The sequence below is a fragment of the Nitratireductor sp. ZSWI3 genome, assembly GCF_024655565.1.
Taxonomy (GTDB): domain Bacteria; phylum Pseudomonadota; class Alphaproteobacteria; order Rhizobiales; family Rhizobiaceae; genus Nitratireductor.
Genome location: NZ_JANKOF010000063.1, coordinates 14,579 through 27,714, shown reverse-complemented (window position 1 = coordinate 27,714; position 13,136 = coordinate 14,579). Strand labels below are relative to the sequence as shown.

General features: G+C 67.0%; 12 protein-coding genes. 9 read left to right on the top strand and 3 right to left on the bottom strand.

The genetic code is table 11. The features are described 5' to 3' along the window. Positions 1 to 96 precede the first annotated feature (96 nt). A complete protein-coding gene (locus NUU27_RS17550; RefSeq protein ID WP_257763444.1) occupies positions 97 to 2,463 on the top strand; it encodes an aldehyde dehydrogenase family protein in 2,367 nt (788 codons plus the stop codon). Here the strand turns inward: NUU27_RS17550 and NUU27_RS17545 are convergent. From NUU27_RS17545 to doeA, 3 genes are read right to left on the bottom strand one after another with little or no spacing between them, the layout of a single operon-like run. After that, a complete protein-coding gene (locus NUU27_RS17545; protein ID WP_257763443.1) occupies positions 2,451 to 3,143 on the bottom strand; it encodes a GntR family transcriptional regulator in 693 nt (230 codons plus the stop codon). The two genes, NUU27_RS17550 and NUU27_RS17545, sit on opposite strands and share 13 nt — an antisense overlap. Positions 3,144 to 3,145: 2 nt before the next feature. Beyond that, the gene (gene argE, locus NUU27_RS17540; protein ID WP_257763442.1) at positions 3,146 to 4,312 is read right to left on the bottom strand and encodes an acetylornithine deacetylase; all 1,167 of its coding nucleotides are present in this window, start codon (positions 4,310 to 4,312) and stop codon (positions 3,146 to 3,148) included. A gap of 4 nt (positions 4,313 to 4,316) precedes the next feature. Further along, positions 4,317 to 5,501, bottom strand: coding sequence for an ectoine hydrolase DoeA (doeA, locus tag NUU27_RS17535; RefSeq protein ID WP_257763441.1), 1,185 nt, complete (start codon positions 5,499 to 5,501; stop codon positions 4,317 to 4,319). Positions 5,502 to 5,847: 346 nt separating this feature from the next. Here doeA and ehuB point away from each other — a divergent pair, with 346 nt between their 5' ends. The 8 genes from ehuB to NUU27_RS17495 all read left to right on the top strand — a co-directional run bounded on the left by ehuB (position 5,848) and on the right by NUU27_RS17495 (position 13,118). After that, a complete protein-coding gene (ehuB, locus tag NUU27_RS17530; protein ID WP_257763440.1) occupies positions 5,848 to 6,705 on the top strand; it encodes an ectoine/hydroxyectoine ABC transporter substrate-binding protein EhuB in 858 nt (285 codons plus the stop codon). 63 nt (positions 6,706 to 6,768) lie between these two features. Continuing rightward, positions 6,769 to 7,491, top strand: coding sequence for an ectoine/hydroxyectoine ABC transporter permease subunit EhuC (ehuC, locus tag NUU27_RS17525; RefSeq protein WP_257763439.1), 723 nt, complete (start codon positions 6,769 to 6,771; stop codon positions 7,489 to 7,491). A gap of 3 nt (positions 7,492 to 7,494) precedes the next feature. Further along, complete coding sequence (gene ehuD / locus NUU27_RS17520; RefSeq protein WP_257763438.1) at positions 7,495 to 8,172, top strand: ectoine/hydroxyectoine ABC transporter permease subunit EhuD; 678 nt, start codon at positions 7,495 to 7,497, stop codon at positions 8,170 to 8,172. After that, the gene (gene ehuA, locus NUU27_RS17515; RefSeq protein ID WP_308219980.1) at positions 8,169 to 8,945 is read left to right on the top strand and encodes an ectoine/hydroxyectoine ABC transporter ATP-binding protein EhuA; all 777 of its coding nucleotides are present in this window, start codon (positions 8,169 to 8,171) and stop codon (positions 8,943 to 8,945) included. Before ehuD ends, ehuA begins: the two co-directional genes overlap by 4 nt. A gap of 3 nt (positions 8,946 to 8,948) precedes the next feature. After that, positions 8,949 to 9,962 (top strand): hydroxyectoine utilization dehydratase EutB, encoded by a 1,014-nt coding sequence (gene eutB, locus NUU27_RS17510; RefSeq protein ID WP_257763437.1) that lies wholly within the window; start codon positions 8,949 to 8,951, stop codon positions 9,960 to 9,962. Further along, positions 9,952 to 10,944: a cyclodeaminase gene (locus tag NUU27_RS17505; RefSeq protein WP_257763436.1), complete on the top strand. Its 993-nt coding sequence runs from the start codon at positions 9,952 to 9,954 to the stop codon at positions 10,942 to 10,944. Before eutB ends, NUU27_RS17505 begins: the two co-directional genes overlap by 11 nt. 17 nt (positions 10,945 to 10,961) lie before the next feature. After that, a complete protein-coding gene (locus NUU27_RS17500) occupies positions 10,962 to 11,453 on the top strand; it encodes an Lrp/AsnC family transcriptional regulator (RefSeq protein WP_257763435.1) in 492 nt (163 codons plus the stop codon). 180 nt (positions 11,454 to 11,633) lie between these two features. Further along, positions 11,634 to 13,118, top strand: coding sequence for an NAD-dependent succinate-semialdehyde dehydrogenase (locus NUU27_RS17495; RefSeq protein ID WP_257763434.1), 1,485 nt, complete (start codon positions 11,634 to 11,636; stop codon positions 13,116 to 13,118). Positions 13,119 to 13,136: the final 18 nt, after the last annotated feature.

Genomic DNA, 13,136 nt, shown 5'->3' with positions numbered 1-13,136 from the left:
GGGAAGAAAGGCTGTGCGCTCGATCATTCCCCTCCCCCTTGAGGGGAGGGGTAAGGGGTGGGGGTACCGCGCCAACGCTTTTCCAGGAGCTCATCCATGACCATTCTCGATCGCTTCAAGGCCATGGATTACGGCCCGGCGCCGGAATCGCGCGGCGAGGCCGATCAGTGGCTTGCCGGCCGCGACATGACGAAGACCCTGTTCATCGACGGCGAATGGCGCGCGGCCAGGTCCGGCGCGCAGTTCACCAGCATTGAGCCGGCGACCGGCGCACCGCTCGCCGAGATCTCCGAAGCCGGTGCCGCCGACGTGGACGATGCGGTCAAGGCGGCGCGCAAGGCGCTTGCCGGCTGGCGCGGCAAGAGCGGCTATCAGCGCGCCCGTATTCTCTACGCCATCGGCCGCGCCATGCAGCGCCATGCGCGCCTCTTCGCCGTGCTCGAATCCCTCGACAACGGCAAGCCGATCCGCGAGAGCCGCGACATCGACGTGCCGCTGGCGATCCGCCACTTCATCCACCATGCCGGCTGGGCGCAGACGCTGGAACGCGAATTCCCGGCCCATGAACCGGTCGGCGTCGTCGGCCAGATCATCCCGTGGAACTTTCCGCTGCTGATGCTCGCCTGGAAGATCGCCCCGGCGCTGGCGACCGGCTGCACCGTGGTGCTGAAGCCGGCCGAATTCACGCCGCTGACGGCGGTGCTGTTCGCCGAGATCTGCGCCCGCGCCGGCGTGCCGAAGGGCGTCGTCAACATCGTCCAGGGCGGGCCGGAAGCGGGCGAGGCCATCGTCAGCCACCCGGACATCGACAAGATCGCCTTCACCGGCTCCTCGGAAGTGGGCAAGAGCATCCGCCGGGCGACCGCCGGCACGGGCAAGAAGATCTCCCTCGAGCTCGGCGGCAAGTCGGCCTTCATCGTCTTCGAGGATGCCGACCTCGACAGCGCCGTCGAGGGGCTGGTCGACGGCATCTGGTTCAACCAGGGCCAGGTCTGCTGCGCCGGCTCACGCCTGCTCGTCCAGGAAAGCGTCGCCGAGCGCTTCCTCGGCAAGGTCAAGGCGCGCATGAGCCATTTGCGGCTCGGCGACCCGCTCGACAAGAACACCGACATCGGCCCGCTGATCGCGCCCTCGCAGCTCGAGCGCGTTGCCGGGCTGGTGGCCGAGGGCGCGCGCCAGGGCGCCGAATGCTGGCAGCCGGCCTGCGACGTGCCGCAGGCCGGCTACTACCACCTGCCGACGCTGGCGACGCAGGTCGCTCCGTCCAACATCCTCGCCCAGGAAGAGGTGTTCGGGCCGGTGCTGGCGACGATGAGCTTCCGCACCGGCGAGGAGGCCGTCGCGCTCGCCAACAACACGCGCTACGGGCTGGCCGCCTCCGTGTGGAGCGAGACGATCAACCGCGCCCTCGAGGTCGCTCCGAAGCTCAAGGCCGGCGTGGTGTGGATCAACGGCACCAACATGTTCGATGCCGCCTGCGGCTTCGGCGGCTATCGCGAGAGCGGCTTCGGCCGCGAGGGTGGCCGCGAGGGCCTTGCCGAATATCTCGCCCGTCCGAAGGCGAAGGGGAAGTACAAACGCATCGACATGCCTGCGCCGAAGGCCGGCGACGTCGCCGACGGCCTGATCGACCGCACGCCGAAACTCTTCATCGGCGGCAAGCAGGTGCGGCCGGACGGCAATTACGCCCTCCCCGTCACCACGCCGAAGGGCCATCTGGTCGGCGAGGTCGGCGCCGGCAACCGCAAGGACATCCGCAACGCCGTCGCTGCCGCACGGGCCAGCAAATGGGGCTCGGCCACCGGCTTCAACCGCCAGCAGGTGCTCTACTTCCTGGCCGAGAACCTCGCCGCGCGCGCCGACGAGTTCGCCGCGCGGCTGGCGAGCCTGACGGGCGACAGCGCCAGGAAGGCGCGCGCCGAGGTCGAGGCCGGCATCGAGTGCCTGTTTTCCGCCGGCGGGCTCGCCGACAAATACGAGGGGCGCGTGCACCAGCCGCCGATGCGCGCCGTGACGCTGGCGCTGCACGAGCCCGTCGGCGTCGTCGGCATCGTCGCGCCGGACGAGGCACCGCTGCTGGCGCTGCTCTCCATGCTCGGCCCGGCGCTGGCCATGGGCAATTCCGTCGTCCTCGTGCCGTCCGAGCGTTGCCCGCTGATCGCCACCGATCTTTACCAGGTGATCGAGACCTCGGACCTGCCGGCCGGCAGCGTCAACATCGTCACCGGCGCCAGCGCCGAGCTTGCCGAGGTGCTTGCCAAACATGACGATGTCGATGGTCTCTGGTGCGTCGGCGACGAGGCCCTGTGCACCACGGTCGAGCGCGAATCGGCCGGCAATCTGAAACGGGTGTGGACCAATGCCGGCCGCGCCGTCGACTGGAGCGACATGGGAAGGGTGGCGGATGATTTCTTCCGCCGCGCGATCGAGGTGAAGAACGTCTGGGTGCCCTACGGCGACTGAGGATGCGCCTCGGCGTAGAGCCGGGCGAAGCTCATCGCCACGTGCGAGCGGCGGATGTGGCCGACCGTTTCCAGCTCGCCGCTCTCGATGGCGGCGACGATGTCGGCCACCTCGTGACGGAAGAAGCGGATCTCCGCCTGCAGCATGTCCTCGTAGCGGGTCAGCCGCGCCGCCGTCTTCAGCCAGATGCGCGTCGTCTGGTAGTAGAGCCTTTCGGAGAACTCGCGCAGCGGCTCATTGGCCGTCAGCGTCATCAGGAGGTGGAAGAAATCCATGTTGATGCGCGCGAATTCGCGCGCGTCGGGTTCGCCCTTCAGCCGGTCGCAGCGGTCGAGCAGCGCCCTGAACTCTTCCAGCCGCGCCGCATCGGGCCGCACCGGCGAGAGCTTTCCGACCAGTTCGGCAAGCTCTACCCTGAGCTGGTAGACCTGCTGCAGGGAATCGATGTCGATATCGGTGACGATGGTGCCGACGCCGTGCACCGAGCGCAGGAAGCCCTCGTCCTCCAGCCTCGCCAGCACGCGGCGGACCGGCGTGCGGCTGGTGGCGAACTCCTCGGCCAGATCCTCCTCGCGCAGCCGCATGCCGGGCGGATAGTCGAGCAAACAGATGCGCGAGCGCAGGAGCGCGTAGATCCGCTCGAATCGTGACCGCGCCTCGCGCTTCCCGCCGCCCGCCATGCTCAGCCCATCTTCCCCGCCAGCCGTGTCAGCATAGAGAGGCATTCCGAGAGCTGGTCAAGCGTGACGAATTCGTCCGCCTTGTGCGCCTGCTCGATGGCGCCCGGCCCGCAGATGACCGAGGAGATTCCCGCCTTCTGGAACAGGCCCGCCTCGGTCCCGAAGGCGACCACCTCCGCTTCGGTGAGGCCGGTGAGCTCGGAAACGATGCGGCGCGCCTCCGATTCGCTGACCGGCTCCAGCCCGTCGACCTCGCCGACCACATGGGTGACGATATCGGCTCCGGCGAAAACCGCCTGCATCGCCGGCTTCAGATCCTCTTCCACATAGGCACGGATTTCATCCTTGACGAAATCAGCGTCGATCGCCCGAACGGGCCGCATCTCCCAGTCGACGGTGCATTGGCCGGCGATGACGTTGTGCGCCACGCCGCCGGCGATGCGGCCGATCTGCAGCGTCGTCCAGGGAGGGCGGAAGCGGCTCTCCTCAGGCGCCCTGCCCTTCAGTTCCTCGGCGAGCGCCATCAGCCGTGCGATGTAGCGCACCGCATATTCGACCGCATTCACCCCGCGCGCCGGATCGGACCCATGCCCCTCCAGCCCGCGGAACTCGGTCGTGTATTCGAAGCAGCCCTTGTGACCCTCGATGATGCGCATCATGGTCGGCTCGCCGATGATGGCGACGGAGGGGCGGACCGCTGCCCGCTCCAGTTCCTTCACCAGCGCCCGCGCCCCGAAGCACCCCACCTCCTCGTCATAGGTGAAGGCAAAGTGCAATGGCCGCCTGAGATCGGCAGCGGCGAAATCCGGCGCCATGGCGAGGCAGCAGGCGATGAAGCCCTTCATGTCGCAGGTGCCGCGGCCATAGAGCCGGCCGTCCGCCTCGCGCAGGATGAAGGGATCACCCGTCCAGTCCTGTCCGGCGACCGGGACAACGTCCGAATGGCCGGACAGGACGATGCCGCCGTCGCCCTCCGGCCCCAGCGTGGCAAAGAGGTTGGCCTTGGTGCCGGTATCGTCCAGGGTCACCGAAAGATGCGCCCCGAGCGCACTCAGCGCCTCGCTCGCATAGGCGATCAGTTCGAGGTTGCTGTCGGCCGAAATGGTGGGGAACCCCACCAGATCGGCCAGGATGTGCCGGGTCTCGGCGAGCCGTGGATGAGCCGTCACCGCCTCAATCCTTCACGATCAGCTCGCGCGGACGGCGGCACAGCGCCTCGGCGGGACCGTCGTCCCTGATCAGGATGCTCTCGGTGATCTCCAGCCCCCAATCGGCCATCCACAGGCCGGGCATGAAGTGGAAGGTCATGCCCGCCTCGAGCACGGTCTCGTCCTCGCGGCGCAGCGAGATGGTGCGTTCGCCCCAGTCCGGCGGATAGGAGATGCCGATCGGATAGCCGCAGCGCCCGTCGCGCGAGATGCCGGCCTTTTCCAGGGACCTGTAGAGCGCATCGGCGATCTGCCCGGCCCGGTTGCCCGGCCGGGCGATCTCCAGGCCCGCCTCGATGCCCTCCTGCAGGGCCTTTTCCGCATCGAGCATGTGCTGCGGCGGCTTGCCGAGGAACACGGTGCGGCAGAGCGGCGCGTGATAGCGCCGGTAGCAGCCGGCGATCTCGAAGAAGGTGGCATGCCCCTGCTCGAAACGGCGGCCGTCCCAGGTGAGATGCGGCGCCGCCGCGTCGGACCCGGACGGCAGCAGCGGCACGATGGCCGGATACTCGCCCCAGTCGTCGTCGACGCCGCGGATGGCGTCGGCGTAGATCTCGGCGACCAGATCGCTCTTCTTCAGGCCCGGCTCGATGCGCTCGACGATGCCGTCGATCATCTTCTCGGAGATGCGCGCGGCGCGGCGCATGAAGACGATCTCCTCGTCCGACTTCACCGCGCGCTGCCAGTTCACCAGCGCCGTCGCATCCACGAAGGTCGCGTCGGGCAGTTCCTCCTTCAGCACCAGATAGGCCTTGGCCGAGAAATAGTAGTTCTCGAGCTCCACGCCGATGCGCTTGTTGGCGTAGCCATAGGCGCGGATGATCTCTGCCAGGTGCTGCATCGGGTGCAGCGTGTTGGCCTGCACATAATGGTCCGGATAGCGCAGCACCCGCTCGTCATCCATGTAGACGGTGCGCACCGCACCATTGCCGTCCATCGACCGCCCCCACCAGAGCGGCGCCTCGTCCTTGAGGACGATCACCCCCTGGTGCACGTAGAAGGACCACCCGTCATAACCCGTCAGCCAGGCCATGTTGGAGGGGTCCTCGACGAACAGGATGTCTATCCCCCTGGCCTCCATGGCGGCGCGGGTCTTTTCAAGGCGCGCGGCGTATTCCTGCGCGCTGAAGGGCATTTCGGCTGCTGGCATATATCCTCCGGATCGGAAAAGCCGGGCGCTGAGGCGCGCCCGGGAAGCAAACCACATCGGCCCCAGTGGCCCGATCCGGACCGATGGCGCCCATCCGTCCGGAGAACAGTCCACCGCCATCGATCTGGTGGGGCGATCTGTCCCGACAGATGGAGACACACCGTCTGTCGGGTCCGCACCGCTGAGGCCTTGTGTACATCTAATCCAACACCACAAAACGGGGAACAAGAATAGCGCGAAAACGACACGAAAAGTCGTTGACTTGATCTCCGCGTGCATGATGTTGTGTACAAATGACCGCACCACGCGGCATTCTCGTCAGAAAATTCGAAACAGGGGAGACGTCATGAGACGCAAGGTTCTGAAAGGTATGGTGGCGCTTGGGGTGCTGGCCCTTTCTGCGGGCACCGCCGCGACAACCGCTTCCGCCCAGGATGCGCTGGAGCGGGCGAAGGAGTCCGGCTACATCCGCGTCGGTTTCGCCAACGAGGCGCCCTACGGCTTCGCCACCCCCGACGGCAAACTGACCGGTGAAGCGCCCGAAGTCGCCAAGGCCATTCTCGCCAAGATGGGCATCAACGAGGTGGACGGCGTGCTGACCGAGTTCGGCTCGCTGATCCCGGGCCTGAAGGCCGGCCGCTTCGACATCATCGCCGCCGGCATGTTCATCAACCCGAAGCGCTGCGAGCAGGTGCAGTTCTCCGAGCCGTCCTACGGCATCGGCCAGGCCTTCCTCGTCGCCGACGGCAATCCCAAGGGCATCAAGGATTACGGCAGCATCGCCGACAATGGCGACCTGAAGCTCGCCGTGATGGCCGGTGCCGTCGAGAAGGGATATGCAGAGAAGGCCGGCGTTGCCGACGGCCAGCTGGTCATCCTGCCCGATCAGTCGAGCCTCGTGAGCGCCGTCAAGGCCGGCCGCGCCGATGCTGCCGCCCTGACCGCCCTCTCCATCGCCCGCATGGCCGACAACAATGAAGGTGTCGAATCGACGGAGCCCTTCGGCGAAGTGGCCGGCGAATCCGTGAAGGGCCACGGCGGCTTCGCCTTCCGCCCCGAGGACACCGCGCTCTACGAGGAATTCAACAAGAACCTCAAGGAGTTCATCGGCACCGAAGAGCACATCGCGCTGGTGACGCCGTTCGGCTTCGGCGAAGGCTACCTGCCCAACAAGACGACCGAAGAGCTCTGCGCGGCTCAATAGGCGCAGGGACCAGCCGGCCGGGGCTGCCGGCCGGCATTTTCGTGCGAAATCGGAGGTGACGGCATGCAGCTTCGCCCGCTTGCGATCTGTGCCATCGTGTTCTTTACGGCGGGCCTTGCCGTCGCCAGCTTTGCCAATTTCCGGGAATTCATCCCAGGCCTCCTGCAGGGAGCCTGGATAACGGTGCAGATCACCGTCGGCGGCTGCATCCTCGCCGTCGTCGCCGCGCTCCTGGCCGCCGTCGCCAAGATGTACGGCCCGCTGCCGCTGCGCTGGCTGGCCGTTGCCTATATCGAGGTGTTCCGCGGCACCTCGGCGCTGGTGCAGCTCTTCTGGCTGTTTTTCGTACTGCCTCATTTCGGCATCAACCTCGAGCCGATGAGCGTCGCCATCGCCGCGCTCGGCCTCAATGTGGGCGCCTATGGTGCGGAGGTGGTGCGCGGGGCGATCTCGGCCGTGCCGCGCGGCCAGTGGGAGGCCTCCGTGGCGCTGAACATGCCGCGCATCCTGGCGCTGCGGCGCATCATCCTGCCGCAGGCCTTCGTGGCCATGATCCCGCCCTGGGGCAACCTCTTCATCGAGCTTTTGAAGGCCACTGCCCTCGTCTCGCTGATCACCATCTCGGATCTCGCCTTCAAGGCGCAGCAGATGAACCAGACCACCTTCCGCACGGTCGAGATCTTCTCCATCGTGCTCGTCATGTATCTCGCCATCTCGATCGTCATCACGGTCGGCATGCGCACGCTCGAAACCGTTGCCGCACGCGGCATGGCGCGCGGGAGGTAGGCCATGTTCTGGGACTGGAACTACGTCTGGGAGATCATGCCGAGCCTGCTCAGGGCCTCGCTGGTGACGATCGAGGCGACTTTCCTGGGCTTCCTGCTCGCCCTGGTGCTCGGCCTCGTCATGGCCATCCTGCGCATGTCCAGGTCGCAATGGATCAGCGTGCCGACGGCCGGCCTGGTCGAGTTCATCCGTTCGACGCCGGTGCTCATCCAGATCTTCTTCATCTTCTTCGTCTTTCCCGAGTTCGGCATCGTCCTGCCGGCGATGACGGCGGGCGTCATCGCGCTCGGCCTGCACTATGGCGCCTACTGTTCGGAAGTGTACCGCGCCGGCCTCGAAAACGTCCCGCGCGGCCAGTGGGAAGCCTCCACCGCGCTCAATCTCAGCCCCTACATCACCTTCCGCGACATCATCATCCCGCAGGCGATCCCGCCCGTCGTGCCGGCGCTCGGCAATTATCTGGTGGCACTGTTCAAGGAAACGCCGCTGCTGTCGGCCATCGCCGTGCTGGAACTGATGCAGACGGCGAAGATCCTCGGCTCGGAAAATTTCCGCTATGTCGAGCCGATCACGCTGGTCGGCGTCTTCTTCCTGGTCATGAGCCTGGTGGCGGCGGCGCTGATCCGCCAGGTCGAACGCACCCTCAACCAAAGCCTGCGCAACCCCGGAGGCGGACAATGACGACCCCGATGGTCAAATTCGACAATGTCACCAAGCGCTACGGCTCCTTGACCGTGCTCGATTCGCTCAACCTCGAAATCGCGCCGAACGAGAAGGTGGCGATCATCGGGCCGTCCGGTTCCGGAAAGACGACGGTGCTGCGCATGCTGATGACGCTGGAGCGCATTAATGACGGGGTGATCTATGTCGACGGCGAGCCGCTCACCCACATGGAAAGGAACGGCGGCCTCGTGCCGGCCGACGAGCGCCATCTGCGGCGCGTGCGCGGCAACATCGGCATGGTGTTCCAGCACTTCAACCTGTTTCCGCACATGTCGGCGCTCAAGAACTGCATGGAAGCGCCGATCCACGTGCTGGGCCTGCCGCGCCGGGAAGCCGAGGAAAGGGCCGCCGAACTGCTCGACATGGTCGGTCTCGGCGACAAGAAGAACCATTATCCGAGCCAGCTTTCCGGCGGCCAGCAGCAGCGCGTGGCGATCGCCCGGGCGCTCGCCATGCGGCCGAAGGTGATGCTGTTCGACGAGGTGACCTCGGCGCTCGATCCGGAACTCGTCGGCGAGGTGCTGCAGGTCATCCGCCGGCTTGCCAAGGAGCACAGCCTGACCATGCTGATGGTGACCCACCAGATGGGTTTCGCAAAGGAATTCGCCGACCGGGTGTGCTTCTTCCATTCCGGCAAGATCGCCGAACAGGGCGCCCCGGAGGCGATCTTCAACAATCCGCAGGAAGAGCGCACGCGCCAGTTCCTGAGCGCCGTGCTCGAAGCCGGCTGAACCATGAGTGCGCTGATCCTTGCCGAGGTTCTGGCCGCGCGCCGCAGGATTTCGGGCGTCGCAACGCTCGGCACGCCGCTCGTCCCCTCGCCTTTCCTCGGCGCGTTGTCGGGCGGCGATTTCCTGCTGAAGCTGGAGATCGCCCAGGCGACGGGCGCCTTCAAGCTGCGCGGCGCGGCGAACGCCGTGCTGGGCCTGCCGCAGGATGCAACGGGCGTGACCTGCTGCTCGACCGGCAATCACGGCCGGGCGGTCGCCTATGCCGCGGCAAGGCGCGGCCTCAAGGCCGTCATCTGCATGTCGCGGCTGGTGCCCGAGGCCAAGGTGGCCGGCATCCGGGCGCTCGGTGCCGAGGCCCGCATCCTGGGTGAGAGCCAGGACGAGGCGCAGATCGAGAGCCGAAGGCTCGCCGACGAGGACGGGTTCTGCGAGATCCCGCCCTTCGACGATCCGCGTGTCATCGCCGGCCAGGGAACCATAGGGCTCGAATTGATGGAGGAGCGGCCCGACCTCGAAACCCTGCTCGTTCCCCTGTCGGGCGGCGGCCTTGCCGGCGGCATCGCCGCGACGGTGAAGCAGATCAAGCCGTCGGTGCGCATCATCGGCGTGACCATGGACCGCGGGGCGGCGATGTATCAGTCCGTCAAGGCCGGCCGGCCTGTTCCGGTGACGGAGGTGGCGAGTCTCGCCGATTCGCTCGGCGGCGGGATCGGCGGCGAGAACCGCCATTCCTTCGCGCTCTGCCAAAGATACCTGGACGACATCGTCCTCGTTACCGAAGACGAGATCTATCGCGCCATGCAGGTGCATTATTTCGAGGACCGGCTGGTCTGCGAGGGCGCCGGCGCCGTGGGCGCCGCTGCCCTCGTCGCCGGCAAGCTCGGCCGCGACCTCGGCCCGACCGCCTCCATCGTCACCGGCCGCAACGTCGACATGAACGTGTTCACGGATATCGTGTCGGGCCGCGACGTCGCGCTCGGCGACGTGACGCTCGAAGGAAAACCCTATGCCGCATGACATTCTGGTCCTCACCGAAGCCGAATTGCGAAAGGCCGTCAGGCTCGACCTCGAGGCCATCGGCGTGGTGGAGAGCGCCTTTGCCGCACTCGCCTCCGGCAAGGTGGTGATGCCGCCGATCCTGTCTCTGGAGATCGCCGAGGCGCATGGCGAGGTCGACGTGAAGACCGCCTATATTCCCGGCTTCGACGGGTTCGCGATCAAGATCAGCCCCGGCTTCTTCGACAACCCGAAGATCGGCCTGCCGAGCCTCAACGGCCTGATGATCCTGTTCTCGGCGAAGACGGGACTGGTCGAGGCGCTGCTGCTCGACAACGGCTTTCTCACCGACGTGCGGACCGCCGCGGCGGGCGCCGTGGCGGCGCGCCACCTGGCCCCCTCGAAGGTGACCACCGCCGGCGTGATGGGCACCGGCCTGCAGGCGCGGCTGCAGATCCTCGCCGCGCATCAGGTGCGGCCCTTCGAGCGGGTGCTGGTGTGGGGACGCGACGCGGCCAAGGCCGCCGCCTGCGCGGCGGGCATCGCCGGCGATCTCGGCATCGAAGCGCGGCCGGAGAGCGATCCGGCGCGCCTTGTCGGCGAAAGCCAGCTCGTCGTCACCACCACGCCGGCGCGCCAGCCCATCCTCGAGGCCGAATGGCTGCATCCCGGCCTCCACGTGACGGCGATGGGGTCCGACCAGGAGGGCAAGAACGAGATCGAGCCGGCGGCCCTCGCCCGCGCCGACCTTTACGTCGCCGACCGGGTGAGCCAGTGCGAAAAGCTCGGCGAGCTTGCGGCGGCCATCGCGGCCGGCGCCTGGAGCGGCGGCAGGCCGCCCGAGCTCGGCGAGATCGTCGCCGGTCTGACGCAAGGGCGGACCAGCGACGATCAGCTCACCATCTGCGACCTGACGGGCACGGGCGCACAGGACACGGCGATCGCCACCTTCGCCCGCCAGCGGGCCTTGACATCGGGAGCCGGCACGACGATCCAGAGCTGACATCCCCTGGTACACCCATGCTCAAGCTCGACGACCGCGACATCAAGATCCTCGCCATCCTGCAGAAGGAGGGCCGCATCTCCAAGGCGGCGCTGGCCGAGCGGGTGAATCTCACGCCCGCTCCGTGCTGGGAGCGTCTGAAGCGGCTCGAAAAGGCCGGCGTCATCATCGGCTACCGTGCCGAGGTGGCGCTGTCGCGAATCGCGCCCAGCATCGCCGTCTTCATGGCGGCCGAACTGGAAGGCCACCGCGCCGAGGATTTCCAGCGCTTCGAGCGCAGCGTGCAGACGATCGACGAGATCGTCGGATGCTGGGCGGTCGGCGGCGGTTTCGACTATTTCCTGCAGATCGTCACGCGCGACATCGATTCCTACCAGAGGCTGGTGGACCGGCTTCTGGAAGCGCGGGTGGGGCTTGCCCGCTACTTCACCTACATCGTCACCAAGCCCGTCAAGCAGCCGGGCGTCATGCCGCTGGAGCCGCTCCTCGACGCCGTCCGGAAGGATTGAGCTGCCGGACCGCCCAAATTCGGAAGAACCGTTGGCGGCCGGACCGCAGAATCTTGGAAAATTTGCCGCCGGAAGGTGCACTCTCAAGCTGTTCACAGTTTGAATTCACGCATCGAGCTTTCCGAAAACCGATCTGGTTTTCGGACCGATGCCGTGGCAATCCGCCTTGGGAGTGAGCCGATGTCCGCATTCGCCGCCTTGCAGAAAACCTCGCTTTCCGGTCTGTCTGACCCACGCCTGTTCCGCGAATACGCCTATGCCGACGGCCGGTGGATCGTCGCCCCGGGCGATGCCGTCGTCGATGTCGTCAACCCCGCCGACGGAACGCGCCTCGGCTGCGTGCCGGCGCTTTCGGCCGCCCAGGTGGATGAGGCGATCAGGGCGGCGGACGAGGCTTTTCCGGCCTGGTCGGCGCGCCTGCCGCAGGAGCGCGCCGCGCTCCTGATGAACTGGCACGAGACGATCGTTGCCGCACGCGAAGACCTGGCGCATCTGATGGTGCTCGAGCAGGGCAAGCCGCTTTCGGAAGCGCGCGGCGAGATCGACTATGCCGCCTCCTTCGTCGCCTTCTATGCCGAGGAGGCAAAACGCGTCGCCATCGAGAGCGTCGCCTCGCACCTTCCCGGCGCCGACATGCAGATCACGCGCCAGCCGGTGGGCGTTGCCGCCCTCGTCACGCCGTGGAACTTTCCGAGCGCCATGCTGACGCGCAAGGCCGCGGCCGCCCTCGCCGCCGGCTGCACTGTGGTCGCGCACCCCTCCTCCGAAACGCCCTTTTCGGCGCTGGCCCTGGCCGAGCTTGCCGAGCGCGCGGGCCTTCCCGCCGGCGTCTTCAACGTGCTCACCGGCAAGGCACCGGAGGTGGTCGGCGCGATGACCGCCTCGCCGCGCGTGCGCGCCCTGTCCTTCACCGGCTCGACCGAGATCGGGCGGCTGCTCTATGCGCAATGCGCTGCGACCGTCAAACGCCTGGTGATGGAGCTCGGCGGCCATGCGCCCTTCATCGTCTTCGCCGATTGCGATCTGGAACGCGCCGTGGACAGCGCCATCGCGGCGAAATTCGCCACGTCCGGACAGGATTGCCTGGCGGCCAACCGCTTCTACATCGAACGGCCGGTCTACGACGCCTTCGTTGCCGCCTTTTCCCGCAAAGTGGAGGCATTGAGCGTCGGAGCAGGTCTCGCCGACCCGGACATCGGGCCGCTGATCAACGAGCGCGCCGTGGCCAAGCAGGAAGAGCAAGTCACCGACGCCCTTGAAAAGGGCGCCAAGCTGGTGACGGGCGGGCGCCGCGGCAAGGCCGGGCGCAACTTCTTCGAGCCGACCGTTCTTGCCGACGTCGCGGAGACGGCGCTGATCTTCCGCGAGGAGACGTTCGGTCCCGTCGCCGGCTTCACGCCCTTCGACGACGAGCCGGACGTGCTGGCGCGGGCCAACAGGACGGAGACCGGCCTCGTCGCCTATCTGCACACACGCGACCTCGACCGCATCGCGCGCTTCTCCCGCGCGCTGGAATTCGGCATGGTGGCGGTCAACCGGACCAAGATCACAGGCGCGCCGATCCCCTTCGGCGGCGTCAAGCAGGCCGGCCTCGGGCGCGAAGGGTCGCGGCACGGTCTCGAGGCCTTCACCGACGTAAAATATATCTGCCGCGACGTGCGTTAGCGCATCGGCCCGAAAATC

Coding starts and splice junctions, on each gene's coding strand:
- NUU27_RS17550 (WP_257763444.1), top strand. CDS start 97: ATGACCATTCTCGATCGCTTCAAGGCCATGGATTACGGCCCGGCGCCG.
- NUU27_RS17545 (WP_257763443.1), bottom strand. CDS start 3,143: ATGGCGGGCGGCGGGAAGCGCGAGGCGCGGTCACGATTCGAGCGGATC.
- doeA (WP_257763441.1), bottom strand. CDS start 5,501: ATGCCAGCAGCCGAAATGCCCTTCAGCGCGCAGGAATACGCCGCGCGC.
- ehuB (WP_257763440.1), top strand. CDS start 5,848: ATGAGACGCAAGGTTCTGAAAGGTATGGTGGCGCTTGGGGTGCTGGCC.
- ehuC (WP_257763439.1), top strand. CDS start 6,769: ATGCAGCTTCGCCCGCTTGCGATCTGTGCCATCGTGTTCTTTACGGCG.
- ehuD (WP_257763438.1), top strand. CDS start 7,495: ATGTTCTGGGACTGGAACTACGTCTGGGAGATCATGCCGAGCCTGCTC.
- ehuA (WP_308219980.1), top strand. CDS start 8,169: ATGACGACCCCGATGGTCAAATTCGACAATGTCACCAAGCGCTACGGC.
- eutB (WP_257763437.1), top strand. CDS start 8,949: ATGAGTGCGCTGATCCTTGCCGAGGTTCTGGCCGCGCGCCGCAGGATT.
- NUU27_RS17505 (WP_257763436.1), top strand. CDS start 9,952: ATGCCGCATGACATTCTGGTCCTCACCGAAGCCGAATTGCGAAAGGCC.
- NUU27_RS17500 (WP_257763435.1), top strand. CDS start 10,962: ATGCTCAAGCTCGACGACCGCGACATCAAGATCCTCGCCATCCTGCAG.
- NUU27_RS17495 (WP_257763434.1), top strand. CDS start 11,634: ATGTCCGCATTCGCCGCCTTGCAGAAAACCTCGCTTTCCGGTCTGTCT.